Below are 21,594 nucleotides of genomic sequence, written 5' to 3'. Positions count from 1 at the left end.
GGAAGCCGTCTGCCGCGATCGAGGAGCTGCGACCTGATGATCTCCGCAGACCCTGCCGCTCCCGCTGGGCACCCATCCCAGACCGGGCACCGACTGGAGACCGTTCACGGTTCGATCGCTCTGCCAACGTTCCTACCCGACGGCACGCGGGCCTCGGTCCGCGCGGTCGACAGCCGTGACCTGGCAGCAGTGGGGATCCAGGCGGTGATGGTGAACGCCATGCACCTGGCCCAGCGCCCCGGGCTCCAGGCCGTCCGACGGGCCGGCGGGCTACACCATTTCATGGCCTGGGACGGTGTGATCGTCTCTGACTCCGGCGGGTTCCAGATACTCTCTCTCATCCGCAAACGGGGTCAGACAGGATCAATCCGATCGAACGGGGTGACTTTTCAAGAATCGCCCGACACGAAGAAGATCGTACTCACCCCAGAAAAGGTCATCGAATGGCAATTCGGCCTCAGATCCGACGTGGTGATCGCCCTCGATGACTGCACCGGTCCGGAGGACTCCCCGGCTCAGCAACTCGCCTCCACCGAGCGCACGATCCGCTGGTTCCGGCAGGCCCGACAGGCGTACGACCTCCAATGTCGGCAGCGCCGGACCTCGGAGCCGCCCCTGTTGGTCGGGGTGGTCCAAGGCGGTACCGATCCGACCCTGCGGCAACGCTGCGTCGACGCCCTCGTCGAGTCGGGGGCGCAGGGGTTCGGATTCGGCGGCTGGCCGCTGAACTCCGCCGGCGAGTTGGAGCGTGACATGTTCACCCTGCTCGCCCGGAGCACTCCGCCCGACGCGCCGCTGTTCGCCCTCGGAGTCGGCCGGCCCGAGCATCTGGTCGCCCTCTGCGAACTCGACACTCGATGGATCTTTGACTGCACGCTCCCAACTCGCGACGCCCGACACGGCCGCCTCTACGCGTTCAAACCTGATATCGCCAGCCGGCAGCTCACTCCGGATCGGAGCTTCTACCAGAACATCTACATCCTCGACGAGGAGAATTCCCGCAAGGACCAGCCAATCTGCCCGACCTGCGACTGTCCGACCTGCCAGAGGTACAGCCGCAGCTATCTGCACCACCTGTTCCGGGTGAAGGACGGACTGGCGGACCGGCTCGCCACCCTGCACAATCTTCGCTTCTACACCCGCCTGCTGGAGATGATTCGGTCCGGCCAGATGGCCGGACCCGCCGCACCCGAGCCGGGCGGGCAGGGATGACCGACCGGTGACCACACCTCCACCGGACCCAGCGCCGGACCACGATCAATCACTGGCCAGCCTGCGGCCAGCAGGTCACCACCCGCTAGGCCGAGCCGGTGCCCACCCACCGGGCATCGCCACGTCAACAGCACGAACGGCCGAGCCTCCCGCCGTCGACAAGGTGATCGCCCGGCTCACCTCGGCCGCCAAGTACCGCGACATCCATCCGGAGACCATTGTCGACCTGGTGCGGCGCGAAGGGCGGGGCACTGGCGACCCGACCGAGCTGGAACGACGGGTCCGGGCCCGGTTACACAAAGTGGCTGCGTTGCATCTGCTCACCGCCCGGCCACCGGCGCTACGACGGGCCGTCGACCGAGCCGATCTCGACGATCCGCAGGGCCGGCGGGACTGGTGCCGGCAGATGCTGGGTGGCCACTTTTCCACCGCCGAGCGTCTGCCCGACCTCGACGACTTCTACCCCATCCTGTTCGGACTGGTACCGCCGCCACGGACGGTGGCGGACCTCGCGTGCGCGCTGAACCCGTTCACCCTGCCCTGGTTGAGGCAGGTCAGCGAGGCCCGGTACGTCGGCTACGACTTCAACGCGTCGTTCGTCGCGTTGGGTAACGCGTTTCTGGCGCGGACCTACCCGGACTGCGAGGTCCAGCACGAGGATGTGCTCGCCGACGGCCGGCCGGTGAGCGCGGACCTGGCGCTACTACTGAAGACGTACCACTGCCTGGAGGGACGCCGTACGGGTGCCGGGCAGGCGCTGATCGACCGACTGGACTGCCGCGATGTGGTGGTTTCGTTCCCTACCCGGGCCATGAACGGTCGAGCCGCGGTCTTCGTTTCTCGACATGTCGAAGAGCTCTCCGCGCTGGCCCGCGATCGGGGTTGGCGCTTTTCACGGGCCAGCCTGGCGTCGGAGGAGCTGATAGCGATCCACAAGGGGTAAGACCCAGGTGGTATCGGTCCGCCTTGAGCCGCGAATTCGCTCGTTTCAGGTCTTCTGAAAAATCAGGCAAAAGCTACTTCTGAATGACGTAGACCAGCTCGTTGCCAATCTCCAGTTGCCGGAAGCTGTATGACCGCTCCCGGACCTGCGACTCAAAGCTTCGCGAATAGGTCTGAAACATCCCTTTCGACCGCCGACCAAGAGATCTGGTCGGAAAGGTTATCACGATAATCGGCGAGTTGACGAGGTCGATCGCTTCCCAACCGGATCCCCGGCGCTGAGTTTCCAGGCAGGGCAAGGTCTTCAGAAGTAGCGTGACATCGATTGGCTCGTGAACCCGATCCTCAAGAATATCAGCCACCCCCACCCGGTGTTGTACACCCAATCTCGTCAGCACGGAACCCACGAAGTCGATCAGGCGGGCGTCGATGTCGGACGCGACGTACATGGCCTGCTCGGGTAGACCCATCCACGGCACAGCTAGCGGACTGAGGCCACAGGCCAAGTCACGCACCGTACTCGGCTCGGGCAGGTCACGGAAAACTTCTTGGTAGAACCCCGCCAGGTGTGGCAGCCGCTCCCGGGTGGATAGATGCACCGACATCGCACGTCGGAGGGCTCCCTGTAGCGCTTCGTCATCTCCGGTGTCAACGGCAGATTCGATCTGGCTGAGTAACGCTGCATAGTTGGGCGGCTTGGGCGGCAAAAACGCACCGTAAATCTCATGTAGTCCGCGCTTGGTCCGTTTCACCGCATCGGAAACATCGCCCCGAGCCGCGACGAGAGCGGCTCTGGCCAGACGTCGCACGGTGACTGGAGCCACCGTCTGGTAGCGCCGACTCTTCACAATGGCCTGCACAATCTCGTCGACTCGCTCGTCGCCCGCAGATCGCGTCATTGCTCGGTCCATAGTGCAGGAAAACGATAGTGATCAACGGAGAGATCGAACCGCCCTCCGGGGTTCTCCTGCTCCGACAGGTCAAAGTTTCGTCGGGCTCCGGCGTCAGTACCGCAGCGATTTGCGCCACCCGGCTGACCGCGTTGGGAATTCCCAGAATCCTGGTACCACCTCTCTTCGGGATCTCCACCGCCCAGAGCGGACCGGGGGAGTGAGCAGATTTCCCCCAGGCTCATCCCGAAAATCACCTCCGACCTTCCCCGTGCAGCACCACGGTACGTGACGCTGCCACCCGGCTTCGAAACTAGCAAGATCATAACCTCGGGTGCGGGTAGCTGCCTTGGGTCACCAGCAGCGAGGAGTTGCCGTACGACAGGTTCCCCGGGGTAGGCCCTGTGGTCAGCAGCTTCGCCATCGCAATGCGAGTGTTCGTAGCGGGCGCGTGCCGCCGACGACTGGTCGGCGATCCGGAACCCTACGGCGACACGATCTCCCGGACGTGTCCCACTTGCCAGTGGGCCACGCGGGTCACCTTCGATTGGGCGGTGTGGGACTCATAACTCTCTGCTGTCAGTCAAGACGGTGGACGTACCGGACATGCTGCACGCGGCGGCCGAGGTTAGGAGCAAAATGGGCGCATTACGGCAGAGCCTATGATCGGTCCATGGCGCTGACTAAGCTTGGGCAGGCGCAGGCCAAGCCTGACGGAACACTCGATACCTTTCCGATTACGGACAGCTCGCAGGAGATCACGATTGACTGCCGGGAGTTCACCTGCCGCTGCCCCATCACGGGGCAGCCGGACTGGGCGACCATCCGGATCGACTACCGTCCGGGTGACCGGGGTGTGGAGACCAAGAGCCTCAAGCTCTACCTGGAGACCTTCCGGGATGAAGGCATCTTCCACGAGCACCTGGCCACGAGGATGCGGGATGATCTGGTAGCCGCACTCGATCCCATCTTTCTCAAGGTCACGGTTGACTTCAACGTCCGCGGCGGCATCGCGCTAGCAGCGTCGAGCACCTACCGGCGCTGAGTCACGGCCGCCTGATGAAGGGCCTTCCTGGACGCCCACAACACTTGGCTTCCTCCCTGCCCTCAAGGAACGGGGATTCCCTCTTGGCCATCAACGGCACAACACCCTACTCGAATGGACTGATACGAGGACTCCGATCCCTACCGGAACGCTGGCCCTGATCGGGGCTCCGGCGGCACGCTGGGTATGCTTGCCAGCTGGCTAGACCGATGCCAACGGACGGGGGTGGAAGGTGACGGAGCACCTGCCGGCAGGGACGCGTAATGCCGTTGTGCTGCTCAGCGGTGGCCTCGACTCCACGACGGCGCTCGCGATCGCGATACACGAGGGCTACCGGACCCACACGCTCAGTTTCCGGTACGGGCAGCGACACACCGTCGAGCTTGACGCCGCCGCCCGCGTGACGAAGGCACTCGGCGCGGCCCAGCACATCGTCGCCGACATCGATCTGCGGGCCTTCGGCGGGTCGGCACTGACCGACGACGCGCTCGCGGTACCACACCGCACCAGCACCGACGAGATGGATGACACCATCCCGGTAACGTACGTACCGGCGCGCAACACGATCTTCCTGTCGTTTGCGCTGGCCTGGGCTGAGACCCTGAACGCCTCAGACATATTCCTCGGGGTCAACGCGCTGGACTACAGCGGCTACCCGGACTGCCGCCCGGAGTACATCGCTGCGTACGAAGCAATGGCCAATCTTGCCACCAAGGCCGGCGTCGAGGGGCAACAGCGGTTGCGCATCCACACCCCACTGATCCGGCTGAGCAAGGCCGCAATCATCCAGCGGGGCCTGGAGCTGGGAGTCGACTTCGCCTGGACACACAGCTGCTACGACCCGATCGACGACCGGGCCTGTGGCAGTTGCGACTCCTGCCTGCTCCGTCAACGCGGTTTCGCCGAGCTCGGCATGATCGACCCTGCCATCTCCGGCGACGGATGATCGGCGTGTACCGGGTCAAGGAGATCTTTTACACACTCCAGGGCGAGGGTACGCACGCCGGTCGCCCCGCAGTCTTTTGCCGCTTCACCAGTTGCAACCTCTGGACCGGGCGAGAACGCGATCGACATCGTGCGATCTGCCAATTCTGCGACACCGACTTCGTCGGCACCGACGGCATTGGGGGCGGGCGGTTCTCGTCCGCCGTCGAGCTGGCCGCCGCCGTCGCAGAGGCTTGGCAAGGGCGGGCGCACCCCCGCAGCCGACGGTACGTGGTCTGCACCGGCGGCGAACCACTGTTGCAGCTGGACGAGACGGCTGTGACCGCCCTGCACGAAGCAGGCTTCGAGGTCGCGGTCGAGACCAACGGCACTCTGCCCGCACCTGCGGGCATCGACTGGATCTGTGTCAGTCCCAAGGCTGGCGCGAGTGTCGTACTCACCCGAGGTGACGACTTGAAGCTGGTCTTTCCCCAGCCAGAGGCCGACCCGGCTCGCTTCGAGCACCTCGACTTCAACCATTTTCTACTGCAGCCGATGGACGGGCCGAATCGAGTCGCCAATACTGCGGCTGCGGTGCGGTACTGCCTAGATAATCCACAGTGGCGTTTGAGTTTACAGACCCACAAATACATTGGGATTGCCTGATGGAGATCTTCCGGGAGTTCACCTTCGAGGCCGCACACCGGCTGCCGTACGTACCCGAAGGCCACAAGTGCGCCCGCCTGCACGGACACTCGTACCGGGTCGCCGTGCACGTCAGTGGCCAGGTCGGAGCGCAAACCGGTTGGGTGATCGACTTCGGCGACCTCAAGCAGGCGTTCGCGCCGGTCCGCGACCAACTCGACCACCACTACCTCAACGAGATTGCCGGACTGGAGAATCCGACGAGCGAAGTGCTGGCCCGATGGATCTGGCAACGACTTGCCGGTCAGTTGCCGTTGTCGGCGGTGGTGGTTCGGGAAACCTGCACCTCCGGCTGCGTCTACCGAGGCGAGGACTGAGCACGCCCGACTCTACGGGTGGTCGGGCCACCGCAGCGGCTGGGGTCCGCGTCAGGCCCCACCGGCCGAACCTACCGACGCGTAACATTACGCTAAGGTAGGCCCGACGTTCCGATCTGGAGGGTATCTGATGACCGAGTTCGACCCGGCCAACTTCGCGTCCATCGACGCGAAGGAGTTCAGCAAGCTGGTCAAGACCACCCCGGATTCCAAGATCGCCGAGGTGATGCAGGGCGACCTGCGCGGCAAGGTCCTCGACGAGGTGTTCAACCGGATGCCCGTCCTGTTCCGTCCGGAGAAAGCCGGTGCCACCAGCGCGGTGATCCACTGGAACATCACCGGCCGGCCGGACGGCGGCACCGACACCTACGAGATCGTCGTCGACAACGGCACCTGCGTGGTATCCCCGGCCGCCGAGCGCGAACCGCGACTGAGCCTGACCCTCGGACCGGTCGACTTCCTCAAGGTCGTCGCCGGCACCGCGAACCCGATGATGATGTTCATGACCGGCAAACTCAAGGCTAAGGGCGATCTCGGACTCGCCGCCCAGATCCCCAACCTGTTCGACATCCCCAAGAGCTGACCACCGATCCGTAGCCCCGCCTGATACGTGTCCTGTATCAGCGGGGTCGACCATCCCTCCGACCGGTCACGCCCGCAGCTGGGGGTGTGTGCCGGTGGACCTGCCGTTCCTGATTTCCACGCTGACCCGACGCGGGGTGCTCACCCCCGGCTCGCCGGTGCGGACCGTCGCCCAATTCGCCGCACTGCGTCGCTGGGGGTTCACCCTCGTCGGCGAACTGCGCCAGGCCGCCGCCCGCGATCCACGCCGGGTCGCGCTCATCGACGACGGCGAACAACAGCTGACCTACCGGGAGCTGCTGGACCGCGCCGAGCGGTTGGCGGGCGCGCTGCGTACCGCGCTGGACGTCTCCGCCGGGGACCGGATCGGCCTGCTCTGCCGCAACCACCCCGACATGGTGACCGCGATGGTCGCCGCCGGGCTGCTCGGCGCGGACACCGTCCTGCTGCACCCCGGGCTGGCCGGGCCGCAGCTCGCCGCCGTCGCCGACGAGCAGCGGCTGCGGGTGCTGCTGCACGACCGCGAGTTCGGCGAACAGGTCGTCGAGGTCGACACCGCGGTGGTCCGGGTCGACGAGACCCGGGTCGCGCAGCTGCTGCGCGACGCACCGACGGACACCCGGCTGGAGCCACCGCGCCGCGACGGCCGCACCATCGTGCTCACCTCCGGCACCACCGGCACCCCGAAGGGCGCCCGGCGACGGACCCCGACCGGCTTCGGACCGCTGGCGTCGATCATCGACCGGATCCCGCTGCGGGTCCACGACCGGATCATGATCGCCACGCCGGTCTTCCACACCTGGGGGTACGCCGCCCTGCAGATCGCGTTCGCGCTGCGGGCCACGGTGGTGCTGCACCGACGATTCGAGCCGGCAGCCGCGCTGGCCGCCGTCGACCGGCACGACTGCACCGCGCTGTTCGCCGTGCCGGTGATGCTGCAACGGCTGCTGCACGACGTACCGGAGCCTCGGCGGCAGCCGACCGGGCTGCGGGTGGTCGCGGTCAGCGGCTCGGCGCTCGGCGGCGGCATCGCCACCCGGTTCATGGACCGGTACGGCGACGTGCTCTACAACCTGTACGGGTCGACCGAGGTCTCCTGGGCTGCCATCGCCACCCCGGCCGACCTGCGCCGGGCACCGAACACCGCCGGCCGGCCGCCGTACGGCACCCGGCTGGCGGTGCTCGGGCCGGACGGCGAACCGGTGCCGACCGGGCAGGTCGGGCAGATCTTCGTCGGTAACGAGCTGCTCTTCGACGGCTACACCACCAGCGACGACGGCATGGCCGAACGCCGGCACGGGCTGCTCGGCACCGGCGACCTCGGCCACGTCGACGCCGACGGGCTGCTCTTCGTCGGCGGCCGGGCCGACGACATGATCGTCTCCGGCGGGGAGAACATCTTCCCGTCCGACGTCGCCGACCTGCTGGCTCAGCTACCGCAGGTACGCGAGGCCGCGGTGGTCGGCCTGCCCGACGCGGAGTACGGCCAGCGGCTCGCCGCGTACCTGGTGCTGCATCCGCAGGAGACGCTCGACGCCGAGGCGGTCCGGGAGTACGTGCGCCGCTACCGCGCCCGGTTCGCCGTCCCCCGGCATGTGATCTTCCTGTCGGCGCTGCCGCGCAACGCCGCCGGCAAGGTGGTCACCCGGGACCTGCCCCGGCCCTCGGGCAGCTGACCCCCCGGCCCGGACTTGGTGAACCCCGGCACTCACGGCTGGCGCAGATGCTGCGCCACCCGCTGGTGGTCCCGGAACCGCGCCCGCGCCGCCCGCTGGGCCGGGTCCTGCTCCGGCGCGGCGTCGATGTGCGCCGAGCGGGCCGCCTCCGTACGGTTGGCGTACTCGACCGGCGGCAGGCCGCGCAACGCGCGTACCACGCCGGGGCTGGCGCCGACCCGCCGCGCCTCCGCGACGATCTGTTCCTTGTCGGCGGGAAAGTCCAGCTCGTTCAGACTGTCCAGTACGTCCTGGTAGCTCGTCCCCATGCGCCGGGGCGTACCCGCCGGGCGGCCCGCTATCCGCCCGGCACGGGGTGATCCGGCACCCGGGTCAGGGCAGGGTGATCCGACCTTCGGCGGCGGCCAGGGCGATGTCCGTCCGGAAGTGCCCGCCGGGCAGGTCGACCCCGGCCAGCAGCCGGTACGCGGCGTCCCGCGCGTCGGCCAGGTCGGCACCGACGCCGGTGGCGCTGAGCACCCGACCACCGGCCGAGACCAACTGCCCCGTGGCGTCGTGGGCGGTGCCGGCGTGGCTGATCCCGGCCTGCCCGGCACCGGAGATCGCGTCGCCGGTGATCACGTCGCCGGTGCGGGCCGCTGCCGGGTAGCCGGCCGACGCGAGCACCACGGTCACCGCTGCCCCGTCCCGCCAGCGCAGCGGCGGGTGGTCGGCGAGCGTACCGGTCGCCGCCGCGTGCAGCAGGCCGGCCAGCGGGGTCTCCAGCAGCGCCAGCACCACCTGGGTCTCCGGGTCGCCGAACCGGGCGTTGAACTCGATCACCCGGGGGCCGGCGGCGGTGACCGCCAGCCCGACGTAGAGCAGCCCGGCGAACGGGGTGCCCCGGTGGCGCATCTCGGCCAGCGTCGGGTGCACCACCTCGGCCATCACCTGGTCGACCAGGTCCGGCGGCGCCCACGGCAACGGCGCGTACGCACCCATGCCGCCGGTGTTCGGGCCGGTGTCGCCGACGCTGACGCGCTTGAAGTCCTGGGCGGGCAGCAGCGGCACCGCCGCCGTGCCGTCGGTGACGACGAACAGCGACACCTCCGGCCCGACCAGGTACTCCTCGACCACCACCTGCCCGCAGGAGTCGGCGTGGGCGAGGGCGGCGGCGCGGTCGTCGGTCACCACCACCCCCTTGCCGGCGGCCAGCCCGTCGTTCTTCACCACGTACGGGGTGCCGAACGCGTCCAGCGCAGCGGCCACCTCGTCGGCGCTCCGGCAGGTCACGGCGCGGGCGGTCGGCACCCCGGCGGCGGCCATCACGTCCTTGGCGAAGCTCTTCGAGCCTTCCAGAACGGCAGCCGCACCGGACGGCCCGAAGCAGGCGATGCCCTTGGCGCGTACCGCGTCGGTGACCCCGGCGACCAGCGGCGCCTCCGGGCCGACCACGACCAGGTCGGCCGCCACCTCGACGGCGAGCGCGGCGACCGCCTGCGGGTCGGTGGCGGTGACCGGGCGCAGCTCGGCCACCTCCGCGATGCCCGGATTGCCCGGAGCTGCGATCAACTGGTCGACGGCGGGGTCGGCGGCCAGGCTGGACGCGAGCGCGTGCTCGCGTCCGCCACTGCCGATGAGAAGTACGCGCACAACGGCCGATCCTAGACGCCGGCCTGCGCCATCCGGGAACCCCGCCGCAGATAGGCGAACCAGGTGACGGCCAGCATCACCACGAACAGCACGACGTAGAAGCGCAGCGCCGGCTCGATGTTGCCGTATGTCGACTTGGCCCAGGCATAGCAGATCGGCACCAGGAAGCCGCCGAATGCGCCGACCGACGAGATGATGCCGAGCGCGCCGGCCGCCTCCCGGCGCATCCGCAGCATCGTCTCCGCAGAGCCGCCCCGGTCCTCACCCTTCACCCGGAAGATCTTCGAGATCATCCGGTACGTCGACCCGTTGCCGATGCCGGTGGCGACGAACAGCACCATGAAGCTGATGAAGAAGACGCCGAGGTTCTGCTGCTGCACCGCCCACAGGGCCGCGTAGGCGCCGGCGGCGAGGACGACGAAGCTGGCCGCGGTCACCCGGGCGCCGCCCATCCGGTCGGAGAGCCGGCCGCCGAGCGGCCGGGCGACCGAGCCGATCCCGGCGCCGAGGAACGCCCAGCCGAGCGCGATGTCCGGCCGGTTGAACACCGCGTTCAGCAGGGTCGGGAACGCCGCCGAGTAGCCGATGAACGAGCCGAACGTGCCGATGTAGAGCAGCGACATGATCCAGGTGTCGGGGTGGCGCAGCGACGACCAGACCGGTTCGACGTCCGCTTTCGCCTCGGCGAGGTTGTCCATGTAGAGGTAGGCGCAGACCGCCGCGATGACCGCCAGCGGGATGTACATCAGACCGGCCCGGGACAACGCCAGCCCACCGCCGAGCACGATCACCTTCGGCACCAGGAACTGCACCACCGCGACGCCGACGTTGCCGCCGGCAGCGTTCAGGCCGAGCGCCCAGCCCTTTTCCCGTTCCGGGTAGAAGAACGAGATGTTGGCCATGCTGGATGCGAAGTTTCCGCCGCCGAATCCGGCTGTCGCGGCGATCACCAGAAGGGTGCCGTACCCAATTTCCGGATTGTTGACCGCCCAGGCGAGACCGGCGCACGGGATGATCAGCAGCAGGGCGGAGACGACCGTCCAGTTGCGGCCGCCGAAGATCGGCACCGCGAAGGTGTACGGCAGCCGCAGGAACGCCCCGACACCGCTGGGTACGGCGGTCAGCCAGAGCGTCTGGCTGACGCTGAGGTCCCACCCGGCGCTGCTCAGCCGCACCACCACGATGCTCCAGAGCAGCCACACCGAGAAACCGATGTGTTCGGCAAAGATGGAGAAGATGAGGTTGCGCCGGGCCACCGGCCGGCCGACCGTACGCCAGAACGTGGGGTCCTCCGGCTCCCAATGGGCGATCCACCGTTTCCGGTTATCCTGGGGGCGGGTCTCGATGGTCTCCGCGTTGACTGTCTCGTTGGCCATCAGGTTGGCTCCTTAGCCATCGGGTGCCGTAGGGTGGCGATCGAGATGCTGCCGAGCGACGTTTCCGGATCGGCGATGATCGGGCGTCTACCGGGGTGGCATTGGGCAGTCAGGCTATGAACCGAATGTTTCCTGGCGTAGAAAACGGTGATGTCGGGGCGTGGTCATGGTTCGCACCGATCCGGCCCCGACGTTGTGAGATCGCGGCCGTCGCCACCGGCGGGCGGTGTCGAAACCCGTGCCGCCGGCACCGACACCCACATCGTGCCGGCCGGGTCTTGCCGGACCGGGTAGCTTGCGCAACGGCGGCTGCCCGCTGCGGGAGCATCCGGTCGCCAACTCGAAGACGTGCTGGTACAGCGGTTAGATCATCACCTCGGCGTCGATCAGCCCGTCGGCGAGCGGGCCGCCGGCATTGCGGGCAGACCGCCGACACCGCACGCAACTGCCCCGACGTCAGCCGGAACACCGCCGGTCAGTTTGACCAGCGGCACCTGGTGTTTCTCGGGCCACGTCGGCGATCCGGCGCAGCTGGGCCACGGTGGTGCAGCCGCCCTTCATCTGCGGCACCACCGAGAAGGTGCCGTCGCGTTGGATGTGCGCAGCCCGCTGGCGCGGATCTCGGCCGTCAGTCACCGGCTAAGATCGACTCGGCGGTGACGGTGCCGTCCGTCGCGGTTTCGCCAGCCACCGACACCGGCACGCCGACGGCCAACCCCTCAAGATCACCGGGCACCCGGACGGCCGTCCCGTCACCCGTGCGCACGATCACCACCTCCCCGGCCTCGGTTTCCACGTACACCGTGTCGCCGTCGACCAGCTTGACCGTGCCGACCGCTGCCGGCTGCGGGCCGACCTCTTCGGCGCCCGTCGCGTCGGCCGCGCCGCCCGGCTGGAACTGCCCCGCCCCCGGCTGGAACTCCCCAGCCCCAGATCGGAGCTGTCCGGCGCCGGCTCCGCGCAGTCCGGGCCCGGCACCCGCGCCGGTGTCGTCGTCGTTGAACGGCACCGCCACGCCGACGGCGAACCCGGCGACCGACAGCAGCACGGCAACCAGCCACGGAGTGAGCCGGTTCGTCCACGGCCGAGGCGTCGCTGCGGCCAGCCATTCGGCGTCGTCGTCGCGCACGTCATCTCCACCAGTTGTCATCGGTCGGTCACCTACTCGTACCGCAGGGCGTCGATGGGTCGCAGGTTCGCCGCCCGGCGGGCCGGGACGCTGCCGAAGAAGAGGCCGATCGCCACCGACACGCCCAACGCCAGCAGCACCGAGCCCGGCACGATCACCGGCTCCACCCCGACGATGGTGAACCGGCTGCCGATCACCGCGACCGCGACCCCCGCCCCGCCGCCGATCGCGCTGAGCAGCGTCGCCTCGACGAGAAACTGGGCCATGATCGTGCCGGGTGGGGCGCCGAGCGCCTTGCGGATACCGATTTCGCGGGTCCGTTCGGTCACCGTCACCAGCATGATGTTGGTGATGCCGATCCCGCCGACCAGCAGGCTGATCGCCGCGACCGCGCCGAGCAGCACAGTGAACGTCTCCGCCGTCGACGCCTGCGTCTCCAGCAGCTGTGACGCGTTCTGAATCCGGTACGAGGAGCCGCCGGAGACGCCGCGGGAGCCGGCAGCGCCGTCCGTGGCCAGCCTGCGGTCCAGGATCGCGCTGACCTGCGCCTGCGCGGCGTCGACCCGGTCCGACCCAGCCGCCTCCACCAGCACTGAGTTGATCGACCCGTACCCGGTCAATGTCTGACGCACCGCAGTCAACGGCGCCACCACCAGGTCGTTGGCGTCCTGCAATCCGCCGGTGGAGGTTTTCTCGGCGAGCACGCCGACCACGGTGAACAGGGTGCCGTCGACCATCACTTGGTTGCCCAGCGGATCCGTCCCGGCGAAGAGCTCGTCGACCACGGTCTGCCCGACGAGCGCCACCCGGCGGCCCTGCGCGACATCGACTTCGGTGAAGGTGACCCCCTCGCCGACCGGCGTATTCGACGCCGCCAGGTAGCTCGGGTAGCTGCCGACGAACTGCCCGACGGAGTGGTCGGCGTCGCCGTAGGTAAGCGTCGCCGAGGTGCTCACCACCGGCGACACCGAACGGACGTCCGGGGCGAGCACCGGATCGCGCAGCGCCTCGGCGACCGCGACAGTCAGCCCGGCGCCGCCAGCGCCGGACGCCGACACGGTGATCGTGTTGGTGCCGAGCGCCTCGATCCGCTCGTTGACCGCCTGCGCCGACCCGTTGCCCACGGCGACGAGCAGGATCACCGCAGCCACGCCGATCAGGATGCCGAGTGTGGTCAACGCCGAACGCAGCTTGTTCGCGCCGATGCCGCGCAGCCCGGAGCGGATGATCTCTACCGGCCCCACTGGGCGACCTCCCGGTACGACCTGCCCGCACCCGGCCGACCGGCACCGTGGCGTCGGTCGTCGGAGACGATCCGCCCGTCGTGGACCTGTAGCAGCCGGCAGGTCCGGTCAGCCACCTCCGGTTCATGGGTGATCAGCATGATGGTGCGGCCGTCGGCGTTGAGCTGGTCGAAGATGGTCAGCACCTCCTCGGTGGACGCGCTGTCCAGGTTGCCGGTCGGTTCGTCCGCCAGCACCAGCGCCGGTTCGGTCACCAACGCGCGGGCGAGGGCGACCCGCTGCTGCTGGCCGCCGGAGAGCTGGTTCGGCAGATGCCCAGCCCGTCCGGCCAGCCCGACCAGGTCGAGCGCGGCCAGCGCCCGCCGACGTCGCACGGTCGGACGGACCCGGGCGTACGCCAGCGGCAGCTCGACGTTCGCCACGGCGGTGCTCCACGGGATCAGGTTGAACGACTGGAAGACGAAGCCGATCCGGCGGTTACGGACCATGGCGAGCTGCCGCTCGGTGAGCCGGCTGACGTCCACCCCGTCGATCAGGTAGCGGCCGGTGCTCGGCACGTCCAGACAGCCGAGGATGTTCATCAGCGTCGACTTACCGGAACCGGACGAGCCCATCACGGCGACGAACTCGCCGCGGTCGACCTGCAGTGACACGCCCCGCAGAGCGGCGACCGACGACTCACCGACGCCGTACACCTTGGTTACGTCCCGTACGTCGAGAACCGGGCTCACCGGCCACCGCCCGGCCTGCCGCCGCCGGAGAAACCACCGGCACCCGGTCCGCCCCTACCGGGGAACCCGCCACCGCCGGGGAAGCCGCCGGACCCGCTCTCCGGCTCGGTGGGGATGACCACCACCACCCGTTCGCCGACGGCCAGTCCGGAGACGATCTCCACCGCGTCGTCACCCTGCAGGCCGACCTCGACGGTACGGCTGACCTGTGCGCCGTCGACCAGTACGGTGACCGACTGCCGGGTGCCGGTGCCGGTCAGCGCGGCTGGGCTGACGGTCAGCACGTCCACCGCCTCGCCGACGACCACCGTCACTTCCACGGTCTGTCCGGGTCGGACGCCTTCGGGCAGCGAGTCCAGGTCGAGGGTGATCGGATAGCTCACCACGCCGTTGGTGGTGGTCGCGTTCGGGTCGATGACCCCGATGCTCGCGCTGGCTTCGGTTTCCGGCAGCGCGTTCCAACGTACGGTCGCCGGCTGACCGGTTTCGAGCCGCGTCGCATCGGTTTCCGACACCGAGGCGGTCACCTCCAGCTGGGTCAGGTCGGCCAGATCCACGAACCCGCTGGCATCCGACGACGAGGACGACCCGGTGCCACCACCCGCTGACGACGACCCGGTGCCACCACCGGTCGACGCGCCGACGCTGCCGTTGACCGCAACGACCGTACCGGCCATCGGGGCTGTCAACGACGTGCCGTCGACGGCCGCCTGCGCCTCGTCGACCGCGAGTTCCGCCTCGGTCACCGCGGCGACGGCGTCAGCCGTCGACACGCCCGCGACCTCTGCGGTGTCGAGTGCGTCCTGCGCGGCGTCGAGGTCGGCCCGCGCGGCGTCCAGTTCCCGCAGGGCCACCGTGTCGTCGACCCGGGCGAGGACCGCGCCCTCATCGACCTGCTGCCCGACGGACACCAGGATCTCGGTGACCGTACCGCCGGTGACGAAGTCGGCGACCGCCGTCTTCGCACTGCGTACCGAACCGGAGGCGGTGACCGTCGCCGTGACCGTGGCCTGCTCGACGACGACGGTCGCGGTTGCCGCCGAACCGGCGGCGACAGCGGCGGTGTCCGGCCCGGCCACCGTGTAGTACGTCCAGCCGAGCATGCCGAGTACCGCCAGGACGAGAACCGCATTGAGGATCAACGGCCGGCGAAGGCCGGCGAGGCGACGCACAGGCATGGCGGACAGCTTCTGATGGCTTCCTCGACGCTGACTCGGAGCGGGCTCGTTGGCGGCTGAGAGTCGACCGGCGGATCGCATCACCCACCCACCACTTCGTCGCCGACCGCCAGCCCGTCGGTCACCTCGACGTACTGGTCGCCACGGACGCCCACGCTCACCACCCGCTGCTGCTCAACGCCGGACCCGTCCCGCACGGCGACGATGTCCTCGCCGCCGACGCTGCTGCGGCTCACCGCGGTGACCGGAACCCGTACCACGTCGGTCACCTCGTCGACGACGATCCGTACCCCGGCGCTCTGACCGACCAGCAGGCCGGCCGGGACGTCGTCGAAGTCGACGATCACGCCGTAGCGCACCAGCTGGCCCTCGACGCTGCCCACCGGGTCGACCTGACCGAGGTGGGCGGGGAACTCCTCGCCCGGCCGGGTGGCCAGGGTGACGACGGCCGGCTGGCCGACCGACAACCGCGCGGCGTCGGCCTCGGGGAAGCTCGCGGTCACCTGCATCTCGGCGACCGCGCCGAGTCTGATGAAGGTGCCACCGGCTCGTACCGTGCTGCCGACGGCGCCGGAGACACCGAGCACCTTGCCGTCGATCGGAGCGCTGATCACCGTACCGGCGAGGTCGTCCTCGGCGACGGCGAGCCGTAGCTGCGCCGCAGTGACCTGCTGCCGGGCCCGCAGCACCGGGTCTCCACCGGATTCGCCCCCGGCCGACGACCCGGGTCCTGACCCGGATCCGGCTCCGCCACCGCCGGAACGCCCGTCCGCCGCCGTGCCGCAACCGCTGTCGGAGCCGTCGGCCCGGTCTCCGGGGTCGCCGGTGGGCGCGGCCGGCGAGTTGGCCGGCGCGGCCGGTGGGGTCGGGGTGGGCTTTTCCGACGGTACGGACGCGGTAAGCGAAGGTGCCGGCGAGCTGGTGGTGCCGACAGTTGGGGACGGGTCCGGGGCAGCCGACCCAGTCGCATCCGGCGTCGGGCTGGTGGTGGGGTCGGGAGCGGTCCAGGCCGCCAGCGCGGTCGTCGTGCACCCGGTGCTCACGTCGCTGTCCGTCCCGTCCGTGCGGGCGTCCGCCTGCGCCTCGGCAAGGGCTTCCCGCGCTGCCGTCAGCGCCTCTTCAGCCTGTTCGACAGCTGCCGCCGCGTCGCTGTCGTCGACGGCGGCGAGCACGTCACCGGCGGCGACGTCCTGCCCGAGCCGTACGTCCAGCCTGGTCACCCTGCCGGTAACCGCGAAGCCGAGCTGGCGGTCCTCGGCCGGTGCGACCGAGCCGGTCGCGGCGATCGCAACAGTGACCGTCCCTCTGTCCACCTGCGTCATGGCCACGGGTACGGTGCCGTCGGTGCTCGTCGGGCTGGCGACCGCGTAGGCGACGGCACCCGCCGGGATCAGCGTCGCACCGGCCGCCACGGCGACAAGTCGCCGGCTCGCGGGCAGCCGACTGACCAGCGCCCTGATGGAGCCGAGTTTCATGGATTGAGAGTGTTCCGGCACCGGCTCAGGGCCAGCTCGGGGGCAGCTCGGCGTTTCCTGTGAACCTACCCCGGCGTTGGTCGCCATCCCCAGCGCGGTCACAGCAAACCCTGACATGACGCGGAGGTTCGTCAGCTCTGCTGACGCCCGCACCGGCGACGTCCGTCGCAGGCCATCTGATGGGGAGGGCATGATCGTGCATGTTGCGCTCAGTCGTTCGATGTGGGGCGCTGCCGGAGGCATCTGCCTGCTGCTAATTGTCGCCTGTAGCGCGTCTGACCCGGACTCGGACAGCGAAACCGCCGCAGCTGGCGCCGGAGCCATGGCGGAGTACGTGGACTGCCTGCGGGACAACGGGGTCGACGGCGTGGAGGTTCCCGAAGCCGGAGGTGGTTACCGACGTGGTGCCCCGAACGGGATGCCGTCGGAGCAGCTCCCGTCGGGGTTGCCGTCCGGCGCGCCAGGTGATGCGGGACCGGGCGGTGCGGAACCGCGCGGCGGCAGGACGGGCGGCGGATTCGGCGACATGCTCCGACCTGACGACGTCGACGACGACACCTGGGCGGCGGCGCAGGAGGCGTGTCAGTCCGAGCTACCGCCCGGCGGTCGGGGCGGTCCCGGCGGTCGGGGCGGTCCCGGCGGCGGCACCGAGAACGGGACGGACGCCAGCGGCATCGTCGCGTACCGCAACTGCCTGGCAGAGAACGACGTCGAGTGGGCCGACGAACTGGACTCCTCGGACCCGACCGTCGCCGCGGCGCTGGCCGCCTGCGAACCCCTGCAGCCGGCCGAGTGACCCACTCACCTGCCGGCAGGTGACGCGACGAAGGTCTCCTGCAACGACGGTTCGAGCGACCGGCCCGTCAGCGGCTCGATGAACAGCTCGTCGAGGAGCAGGTCGGCCAGGTGAGCGGGGTTTAGCCCGGATTCCCTGCGGGCGAGCGCCTGCAGTGCGCCGCCGGCCCGCAGGGCCACGCGGACCGCACCGGAGGGCAGCCGCCGGACCGGGCGTGGCCGGCCCACCGCCTCGGCGATCCGCCCGACCATCTCGACCCAGGTCAGGTTGGCGTCGGCGACCGGAACGTCCCCGCCGCACGCTCCCTCGATCGCGTCGACCGCCGCGACGGCGACGCTGCCGGCCGAGGCCGCGGCGGTTCCGCCGACCGGGACCAGCAGCGGCGCCGCCGACCGTGCCCACCGGTCCAGCGGACCGGCCCAGTTCGGCAGCCGGTCACCGGCCCGGCCGAAGACGAACGGCAGCTCCAGCACGGTGACCGGCAGGTCGGTTCCGGCCGCCGTCCGCACCTGCCGGGCCTGTTCCAGCCGGCACCGGATGTACGCGTGCCGCTCGCCGAGCCGCCACTCGGGACGAAGCCGGTCGTGGTAGGTGTAGTAGGAGCCGAGCAGGACCCCACGGGTCAGGCCGGCGTGCCGGGCAGCGGTGAACATCCGCGCCACGGGATCGACGAGTTCACTGCGCAGCACGGGATGGATCGGCGCGGGGAGCACCCGCTGCTCGTCGACCCGGGTGCCGTACACGACGCCGTCGTGGCCGGTGAGCAGCGGCCGCAGATCGTCGACCGAGGCGGTCTCGACGTCGAGCACATGGTCGACCCCGGTACGGGCGGTCCGTGCCACCGTGGTCACCGCGTGGCCGCGCTCGCGCAGCAGGTCGACGACGTGCGTACCGATCAGGCCGGACCCGCCCACGACAAGGATCCTCATGTCGGCTCTCCTCTGGTCAGTCGGTCAGGAATGCGTCGATCTGGGCCAGGAACTCCGGCCAGGCCGGCTCCGAGGCGGTGAGCAGATGGTTGCGGCTGTCCAGCAGCACCAGTTGACTGTCCGGGATGAGGGTGGCCAGCTCGCTGGCCTGCGAGGCGGGAACCCGCATGTCGTCGCGGCAGTGCAGGATCAATGTCGGGCACTGCACCCGGTGGGCGATGTCCGAGACGTCGATCCGGGCGAACTCCTCCAGAAACCGGACCCCGTTCGCCGCCGAGGTGGTCCGCCGCTGAAAGCCGATGAACTCTTCCAACTCCTCCGGGGTGCCCTCGGGCAGGAACTGGGAGGCGAAGACGCCGAGGAAACTCGAATCCTGGTGCGCCCAGCCGACCCGGGCCAGGTTCAGATCCAGGGCCGCCTCGTCCCGCTCGGCCTGGCTGCGGGCCCGGACCTGGCGGCCCCGGGCGTACGCGCCGGCGAGGATCAACCGGCTGACCCGCTCCGGCCGGCGCACGGCGTACGCGACCGCCACCGCACCGCCCTGGGAGACACCGAGCAGCGGAAACCGGTCCAGCCCCACCGCCTCGACCACGGTGTCCAGGTCGTCGACCCAGTCGTCGAAAGAGAAGCTCGGCACGTCCCAGTCGGACAGGCCGCACCCCCGCTCGTCGTAGCGGACCAGCTGCCGGTCCCGGGCCAGCCCGTTGAGCCAGTGCGACCACACCGGGGTGGTCCACTCCAGATCGAGATGGGTCATCCAGTTGGCCGCCTTGAGCAGCGGCGGGCCGAATCCGACGCTGGCGTAGGCGATCCGGGTGCCGTCGTCGGCCCGGCAGAACCGGACGACCTGGCGGTCCGCGCCGCCGGTCTCCCCGGCGACGACCGACCGGGCCGGTGCCGGTCGGGTCGGGTACGCGGCGGGCTCCGACCCAGGGTCGGCGGAGTCAGTGGCCCTCGTCACCGTCACCGGCATCGCGAACTGGTAGCCCCGCCGGTGCACGGTCCGGATCAGCCGCTGGTGACGGCCGGTGTCACCGACGGCGATCCGGGCGGTACGCAGCCCGGTGGTCAGCGCCGCCTCGCTGACGAAACGGTCGCCCCACACCTGGTCTAGCAGCTCGTTCTTCGACACCACCCGGTCCCGGTGTTCGATGAGGTACTGCAGGAGGTCGAGTGCCCGGGGCTCCACGTGGACCGGCTCACCGGATCGCCGCAGCTGGTAGCGGGCCATGTCCAGTTCGTACTCGCCGAAGCGGTAGGTGTCGCCGGCCATCGGCTGAGCGTACCGCCCAATTCGCGCCCACCCCTCGGCGGACGATCTTGAGCTCCGACTGGTGTGGGCCCGGATGCGCAGGTCAGCAGCACCTCTCACAGTCGGACTGTTTGAGACCCGACAGAAATGGTGTAGCGTTCCGGTCAGAATTGGCGTTGCAGTGATCACATAAATCCACCGCACGGGTCACCGACCGCAATCCTTCCTCATATTTTCCTCAGTGAATCCTTCGATCGCCACCAAGTCTGCGCGGTTCAGCGCTGCAAGGCTTCGTGCTATGACATTCCTGCAACGCCGTCGGATGTTCCGACACGCCCGCACCGCGACCGTCCTGTCCGTACTGATGCTGGGTCCGATGCTCGCCGTGAGCACCCCGGCCGCCGCCTCCTCCACCGTGCCCACCGCGGAGATGGCCGACTGCCTGCTCTACGAGTCGACCGATGAGCTGGCCTGCTACCGCGACTTCCGGACCGCGATGAAGGTGGCGACCGACGGCGCGGTCACCGACGCCCCGCGCGACGGCAGCCGACTCGACGCGGCGACCACCGAGCGGATCGCCGCCGCCGGCGAGACCGCCACCCGCGCCATGGCCGCGGGTAGGGCCGCAGCCGCCCAGGTGGTGCTCGGGATCGCGTACCGGGACGCCAACTTCTTGGGCGGCTCGCTGAGCATGATCTCGCAATCCGGCACCTGCAGTGGCGGCAAGTACTTCTACTTCAACAACCTTGCCGGCGCCGGCGCCGGCTGGAGCGACGTGATCAGCTCGTACAAGAACGTCACCGACTGCGCCAGCAACTACTACGTCAACACCAACCAGTCCGGCACCCCCCACATGTGGTACTCGAACGACCAGCTCGCGCGGGTGCCCGCCGACAACCAGTACAGCTCGGTCAGGTTCTGGGACGGCCCGTCCCGCGCGGAGCTCTTCGAGCACTGCGACAGCCGGGCCGTGTCCTGCCGGTTCGTTCCGGGAACGCCGGTGACCGAGACCACCGCCGGCTTCCACGAGGTCGCCTCGCACTTCAACTGCACCCCGTACGACAACAGCCTGTCGGTCGAATGGTCCGACACCACCGGTGGGTCGATCAGCATGACCGCCAAGGTGCCCGCGACCACCTTCGGCTCCAGCGCGCTGAGCAACGTGTCGACGAGCATCAGCCAGAGCATCGGCCGGCAGTGGAACTGGGAGTCGACGGTCTCCCGGACCACGTCGCTCAACGCCGGCCCGTCGGGCTGGGCCGCGCTGGACCGCAGCCCCAAGCTGCAGACCGCCCAGGGCACGATCGAGATCAAGCTGAAGAACAAGGCCTGGGGCCGCAAGGAGTGGTACATCTGGGACTTCGAGGCGACTGTCGAGGTCCCCGACCACCTGGGCGTCACCCGGTCCCGGGGCGGCCCGATGACCGAGGCCCAGATCGCTGAGCTCTGCACCGGCCCGGCCCGCCGGGCTGCCGCGCCGACCCGCTTCGAGACCCGCCGCGAGCTCGCCGACGACCGGCCGGCCACCGCCAGCTGATCCCTGCCCCGTCTTCCGGCCC

At 69.5% G+C, this 21,594-nt stretch carries 22 protein-coding genes; 10 read left to right on the top strand and 12 right to left on the bottom strand.

What is annotated here, in order from left to right:
* Window positions 1-36 precede the first annotated feature (36 nt).
* The gene (locus ACFHW1_RS13635) at window positions 37-1,212 is read left to right on the top strand and encodes a tRNA-ribosyltransferase family protein (protein WP_416553857.1); all 1,176 of its coding nucleotides are present in this window, start codon (window positions 37-39) and stop codon (window positions 1,210-1,212) included.
* Between the two features lie 163 nt (window positions 1,213-1,375).
* Complete coding sequence (locus ACFHW1_RS13630) at window positions 1,376-2,155, top strand: hypothetical protein (protein ID WP_416568061.1); 780 nt, start codon at window positions 1,376-1,378, stop codon at window positions 2,153-2,155.
* 73 nt (window positions 2,156-2,228) lie between these two features.
* Here the strand turns inward: ACFHW1_RS13630 and ACFHW1_RS13625 are convergent, their stop codons facing one another.
* Complete coding sequence (locus ACFHW1_RS13625) at window positions 2,229-3,053, bottom strand: Rmt family 16S rRNA (guanine(1405)-N(7))-methyltransferase (RefSeq protein WP_416553853.1); 825 nt, start codon at window positions 3,051-3,053, stop codon at window positions 2,229-2,231.
* Between the two features lie 664 nt (window positions 3,054-3,717).
* Here ACFHW1_RS13625 and queF point away from each other — a divergent pair.
* The 6 genes from queF (at window position 3,718) to ACFHW1_RS13595 (ending at window position 8,293) form a co-directional block, all read left to right on the top strand.
* Complete coding sequence (queF, locus tag ACFHW1_RS13620) at window positions 3,718-4,089, top strand: preQ(1) synthase (protein ID WP_416553851.1); 372 nt, start codon at window positions 3,718-3,720, stop codon at window positions 4,087-4,089.
* Window positions 4,090-4,321: 232 nt separating this feature from the next.
* On the top strand, window positions 4,322-5,035 hold the full coding sequence (gene queC, locus ACFHW1_RS13615) for a 7-cyano-7-deazaguanine synthase QueC (RefSeq protein WP_416553849.1): 714 nt from the start codon (window positions 4,322-4,324) through the stop codon (window positions 5,033-5,035).
* A complete protein-coding gene (gene queE / locus ACFHW1_RS13610; protein WP_416553847.1) occupies window positions 5,032-5,679 on the top strand; it encodes a 7-carboxy-7-deazaguanine synthase in 648 nt (215 codons plus the stop codon). Before queC ends, queE begins: the two co-directional genes overlap by 4 nt.
* Complete coding sequence (queD, locus tag ACFHW1_RS13605) at window positions 5,679-6,035, top strand: 6-carboxytetrahydropterin synthase QueD (protein WP_416553845.1); 357 nt, start codon at window positions 5,679-5,681, stop codon at window positions 6,033-6,035. Before queE ends, queD begins: the two co-directional genes overlap by 1 nt.
* 130 nt (window positions 6,036-6,165) lie before the next feature.
* Complete coding sequence (locus tag ACFHW1_RS13600; protein WP_282232857.1) at window positions 6,166-6,618, top strand: SCP2 sterol-binding domain-containing protein; 453 nt, start codon at window positions 6,166-6,168, stop codon at window positions 6,616-6,618.
* Window positions 6,619-6,712: 94 nt separating this feature from the next.
* Entirely contained in the window at window positions 6,713-8,293 is a 1,581-nt protein-coding gene (locus ACFHW1_RS13595) for an AMP-binding protein (RefSeq protein ID WP_416553843.1), read from the top strand.
* A gap of 32 nt (window positions 8,294-8,325) precedes the next feature.
* Here the strand turns inward: ACFHW1_RS13595 and ACFHW1_RS13590 are convergent, their stop codons facing one another.
* From ACFHW1_RS13590 to ACFHW1_RS13550, 9 genes are all read right to left on the bottom strand, one after another.
* Window positions 8,326-8,601 carry a DUF2795 domain-containing protein gene (locus ACFHW1_RS13590; protein WP_123606462.1) on the bottom strand — a complete coding sequence of 92 codons (276 nt, stop codon included), beginning with the start codon at window positions 8,599-8,601 and terminating at the stop codon, window positions 8,326-8,328.
* 64 nt (window positions 8,602-8,665) lie between these two features.
* Window positions 8,666-9,925, bottom strand: coding sequence for a phosphoribosylamine--glycine ligase (purD, locus tag ACFHW1_RS13585; protein WP_416553841.1), 1,260 nt, complete (start codon window positions 9,923-9,925; stop codon window positions 8,666-8,668).
* Between the two features lie 11 nt (window positions 9,926-9,936).
* Window positions 9,937-11,301, bottom strand: coding sequence for a NarK family nitrate/nitrite MFS transporter (locus ACFHW1_RS13580; RefSeq protein ID WP_416553839.1), 1,365 nt, complete (start codon window positions 11,299-11,301; stop codon window positions 9,937-9,939).
* 456 nt (window positions 11,302-11,757) lie between these two features.
* Entirely contained in the window at window positions 11,758-11,937 is a 180-nt protein-coding gene (locus tag ACFHW1_RS13575) for a hypothetical protein (RefSeq protein ID WP_416553837.1), read from the bottom strand.
* The gene (locus tag ACFHW1_RS13570) at window positions 11,930-12,451 is read right to left on the bottom strand and encodes a hypothetical protein (protein WP_416553835.1); all 522 of its coding nucleotides are present in this window, start codon (window positions 12,449-12,451) and stop codon (window positions 11,930-11,932) included. Before ACFHW1_RS13570 ends, ACFHW1_RS13575 begins: the two co-directional genes overlap by 8 nt.
* An 11-nt stretch (window positions 12,452-12,462) precedes the next feature.
* Entirely contained in the window at window positions 12,463-13,674 is a 1,212-nt protein-coding gene (locus ACFHW1_RS13565) for an ABC transporter permease (RefSeq protein WP_416553833.1), read from the bottom strand.
* Window positions 13,662-14,405, bottom strand: coding sequence for an ABC transporter ATP-binding protein (locus tag ACFHW1_RS13560; protein WP_416553831.1), 744 nt, complete (start codon window positions 14,403-14,405; stop codon window positions 13,662-13,664). Before ACFHW1_RS13560 ends, ACFHW1_RS13565 begins: the two co-directional genes overlap by 13 nt.
* Entirely contained in the window at window positions 14,402-15,583 is a 1,182-nt protein-coding gene (locus ACFHW1_RS13555; RefSeq protein ID WP_416553829.1) for an efflux RND transporter periplasmic adaptor subunit, read from the bottom strand. The genes ACFHW1_RS13560 and ACFHW1_RS13555 overlap by 4 nt, the downstream gene beginning before the upstream one ends.
* 80 nt (window positions 15,584-15,663) lie before the next feature.
* Window positions 15,664-17,058, bottom strand: a complete 1,395-nt coding sequence (locus tag ACFHW1_RS13550) for an efflux RND transporter periplasmic adaptor subunit (RefSeq protein ID WP_416553827.1) — start codon at window positions 17,056-17,058, stop codon at window positions 15,664-15,666.
* A gap of 526 nt (window positions 17,059-17,584) precedes the next feature.
* Between ACFHW1_RS13550 and ACFHW1_RS13545 the strand changes: the two genes are divergently transcribed.
* Entirely contained in the window at window positions 17,585-17,854 is a 270-nt protein-coding gene (locus tag ACFHW1_RS13545; RefSeq protein ID WP_416553825.1) for a hypothetical protein, read from the top strand.
* A 5-nt stretch (window positions 17,855-17,859) separates the two neighbouring features.
* On the opposite strand, the gene ACFHW1_RS13540 is transcribed toward ACFHW1_RS13545, so the two are convergent.
* Both ACFHW1_RS13540 and ACFHW1_RS13535 read right to left on the bottom strand, forming a co-directional pair.
* Window positions 17,860-18,783: an NAD-dependent epimerase/dehydratase family protein gene (locus ACFHW1_RS13540; RefSeq protein WP_416553823.1), complete on the bottom strand. Its 924-nt coding sequence runs from the start codon at window positions 18,781-18,783 to the stop codon at window positions 17,860-17,862.
* A 16-nt stretch (window positions 18,784-18,799) separates the two neighbouring features.
* Entirely contained in the window at window positions 18,800-20,056 is a 1,257-nt protein-coding gene (locus tag ACFHW1_RS13535) for an alpha/beta fold hydrolase (protein WP_416553821.1), read from the bottom strand.
* Between the two features lie 277 nt (window positions 20,057-20,333).
* Between ACFHW1_RS13535 and ACFHW1_RS13530 the strand changes: the two genes are divergently transcribed.
* Window positions 20,334-21,572, top strand: coding sequence for a hypothetical protein (locus ACFHW1_RS13530; RefSeq protein ID WP_416553819.1), 1,239 nt, complete (start codon window positions 20,334-20,336; stop codon window positions 21,570-21,572).
* The last annotated feature ends 22 nt before the right edge of the window (window positions 21,573-21,594 follow it).

The sequence above is a fragment of the Micromonospora sp. LOL_014 genome (assembly GCF_048060245.1).
Lineage (GTDB): Bacteria > Actinomycetota > Actinomycetes > Mycobacteriales > Micromonosporaceae > Micromonospora_E.
The sequence above is the reverse complement of the archived record's forward strand: the minus strand, read 5'-3'. Positions and strand labels throughout refer to the sequence as shown.

What these genes read in the sequence shown, in the direction of transcription:
- ACFHW1_RS13635 (WP_416553857.1), top strand. Translation starts at nt 37, where the DNA reads ATGATCTCCGCAGACCCTGCCGCTCCCGCTGGGCACCCATCCCAGACC.
- ACFHW1_RS13625 (WP_416553853.1), bottom strand. Translation starts at nt 3,053, where the DNA reads ATGACGCGATCTGCGGGCGACGAGCGAGTCGACGAGATTGTGCAGGCC.
- queF (WP_416553851.1), top strand. Translation starts at nt 3,718, where the DNA reads ATGGCGCTGACTAAGCTTGGGCAGGCGCAGGCCAAGCCTGACGGAACA.
- queE (WP_416553847.1), top strand. Translation starts at nt 5,032, where the DNA reads ATGATCGGCGTGTACCGGGTCAAGGAGATCTTTTACACACTCCAGGGC.
- queD (WP_416553845.1), top strand. Translation starts at nt 5,679, where the DNA reads ATGGAGATCTTCCGGGAGTTCACCTTCGAGGCCGCACACCGGCTGCCG.
- ACFHW1_RS13600 (WP_282232857.1), top strand. Translation starts at nt 6,166, where the DNA reads ATGACCGAGTTCGACCCGGCCAACTTCGCGTCCATCGACGCGAAGGAG.
- ACFHW1_RS13590 (WP_123606462.1), bottom strand. Translation starts at nt 8,601, where the DNA reads ATGGGGACGAGCTACCAGGACGTACTGGACAGTCTGAACGAGCTGGAC.
- ACFHW1_RS13580 (WP_416553839.1), bottom strand. Translation starts at nt 11,301, where the DNA reads ATGGCCAACGAGACAGTCAACGCGGAGACCATCGAGACCCGCCCCCAG.
- ACFHW1_RS13570 (WP_416553835.1), bottom strand. Translation starts at nt 12,451, where the DNA reads ATGACAACTGGTGGAGATGACGTGCGCGACGACGACGCCGAATGGCTG.
- ACFHW1_RS13555 (WP_416553829.1), bottom strand. Translation starts at nt 15,583, where the DNA reads ATGCCTGTGCGTCGCCTCGCCGGCCTTCGCCGGCCGTTGATCCTCAAT.
- ACFHW1_RS13550 (WP_416553827.1), bottom strand. Translation starts at nt 17,058, where the DNA reads ATGAAACTCGGCTCCATCAGGGCGCTGGTCAGTCGGCTGCCCGCGAGC.
- ACFHW1_RS13545 (WP_416553825.1), top strand. Translation starts at nt 17,585, where the DNA reads ATGCTCCGACCTGACGACGTCGACGACGACACCTGGGCGGCGGCGCAG.
- ACFHW1_RS13540 (WP_416553823.1), bottom strand. Translation starts at nt 18,783, where the DNA reads ATGAGGATCCTTGTCGTGGGCGGGTCCGGCCTGATCGGTACGCACGTC.
- ACFHW1_RS13535 (WP_416553821.1), bottom strand. Translation starts at nt 20,056, where the DNA reads ATGGCCGGCGACACCTACCGCTTCGGCGAGTACGAACTGGACATGGCC.
- ACFHW1_RS13530 (WP_416553819.1), top strand. Translation starts at nt 20,334, where the DNA reads ATGACATTCCTGCAACGCCGTCGGATGTTCCGACACGCCCGCACCGCG.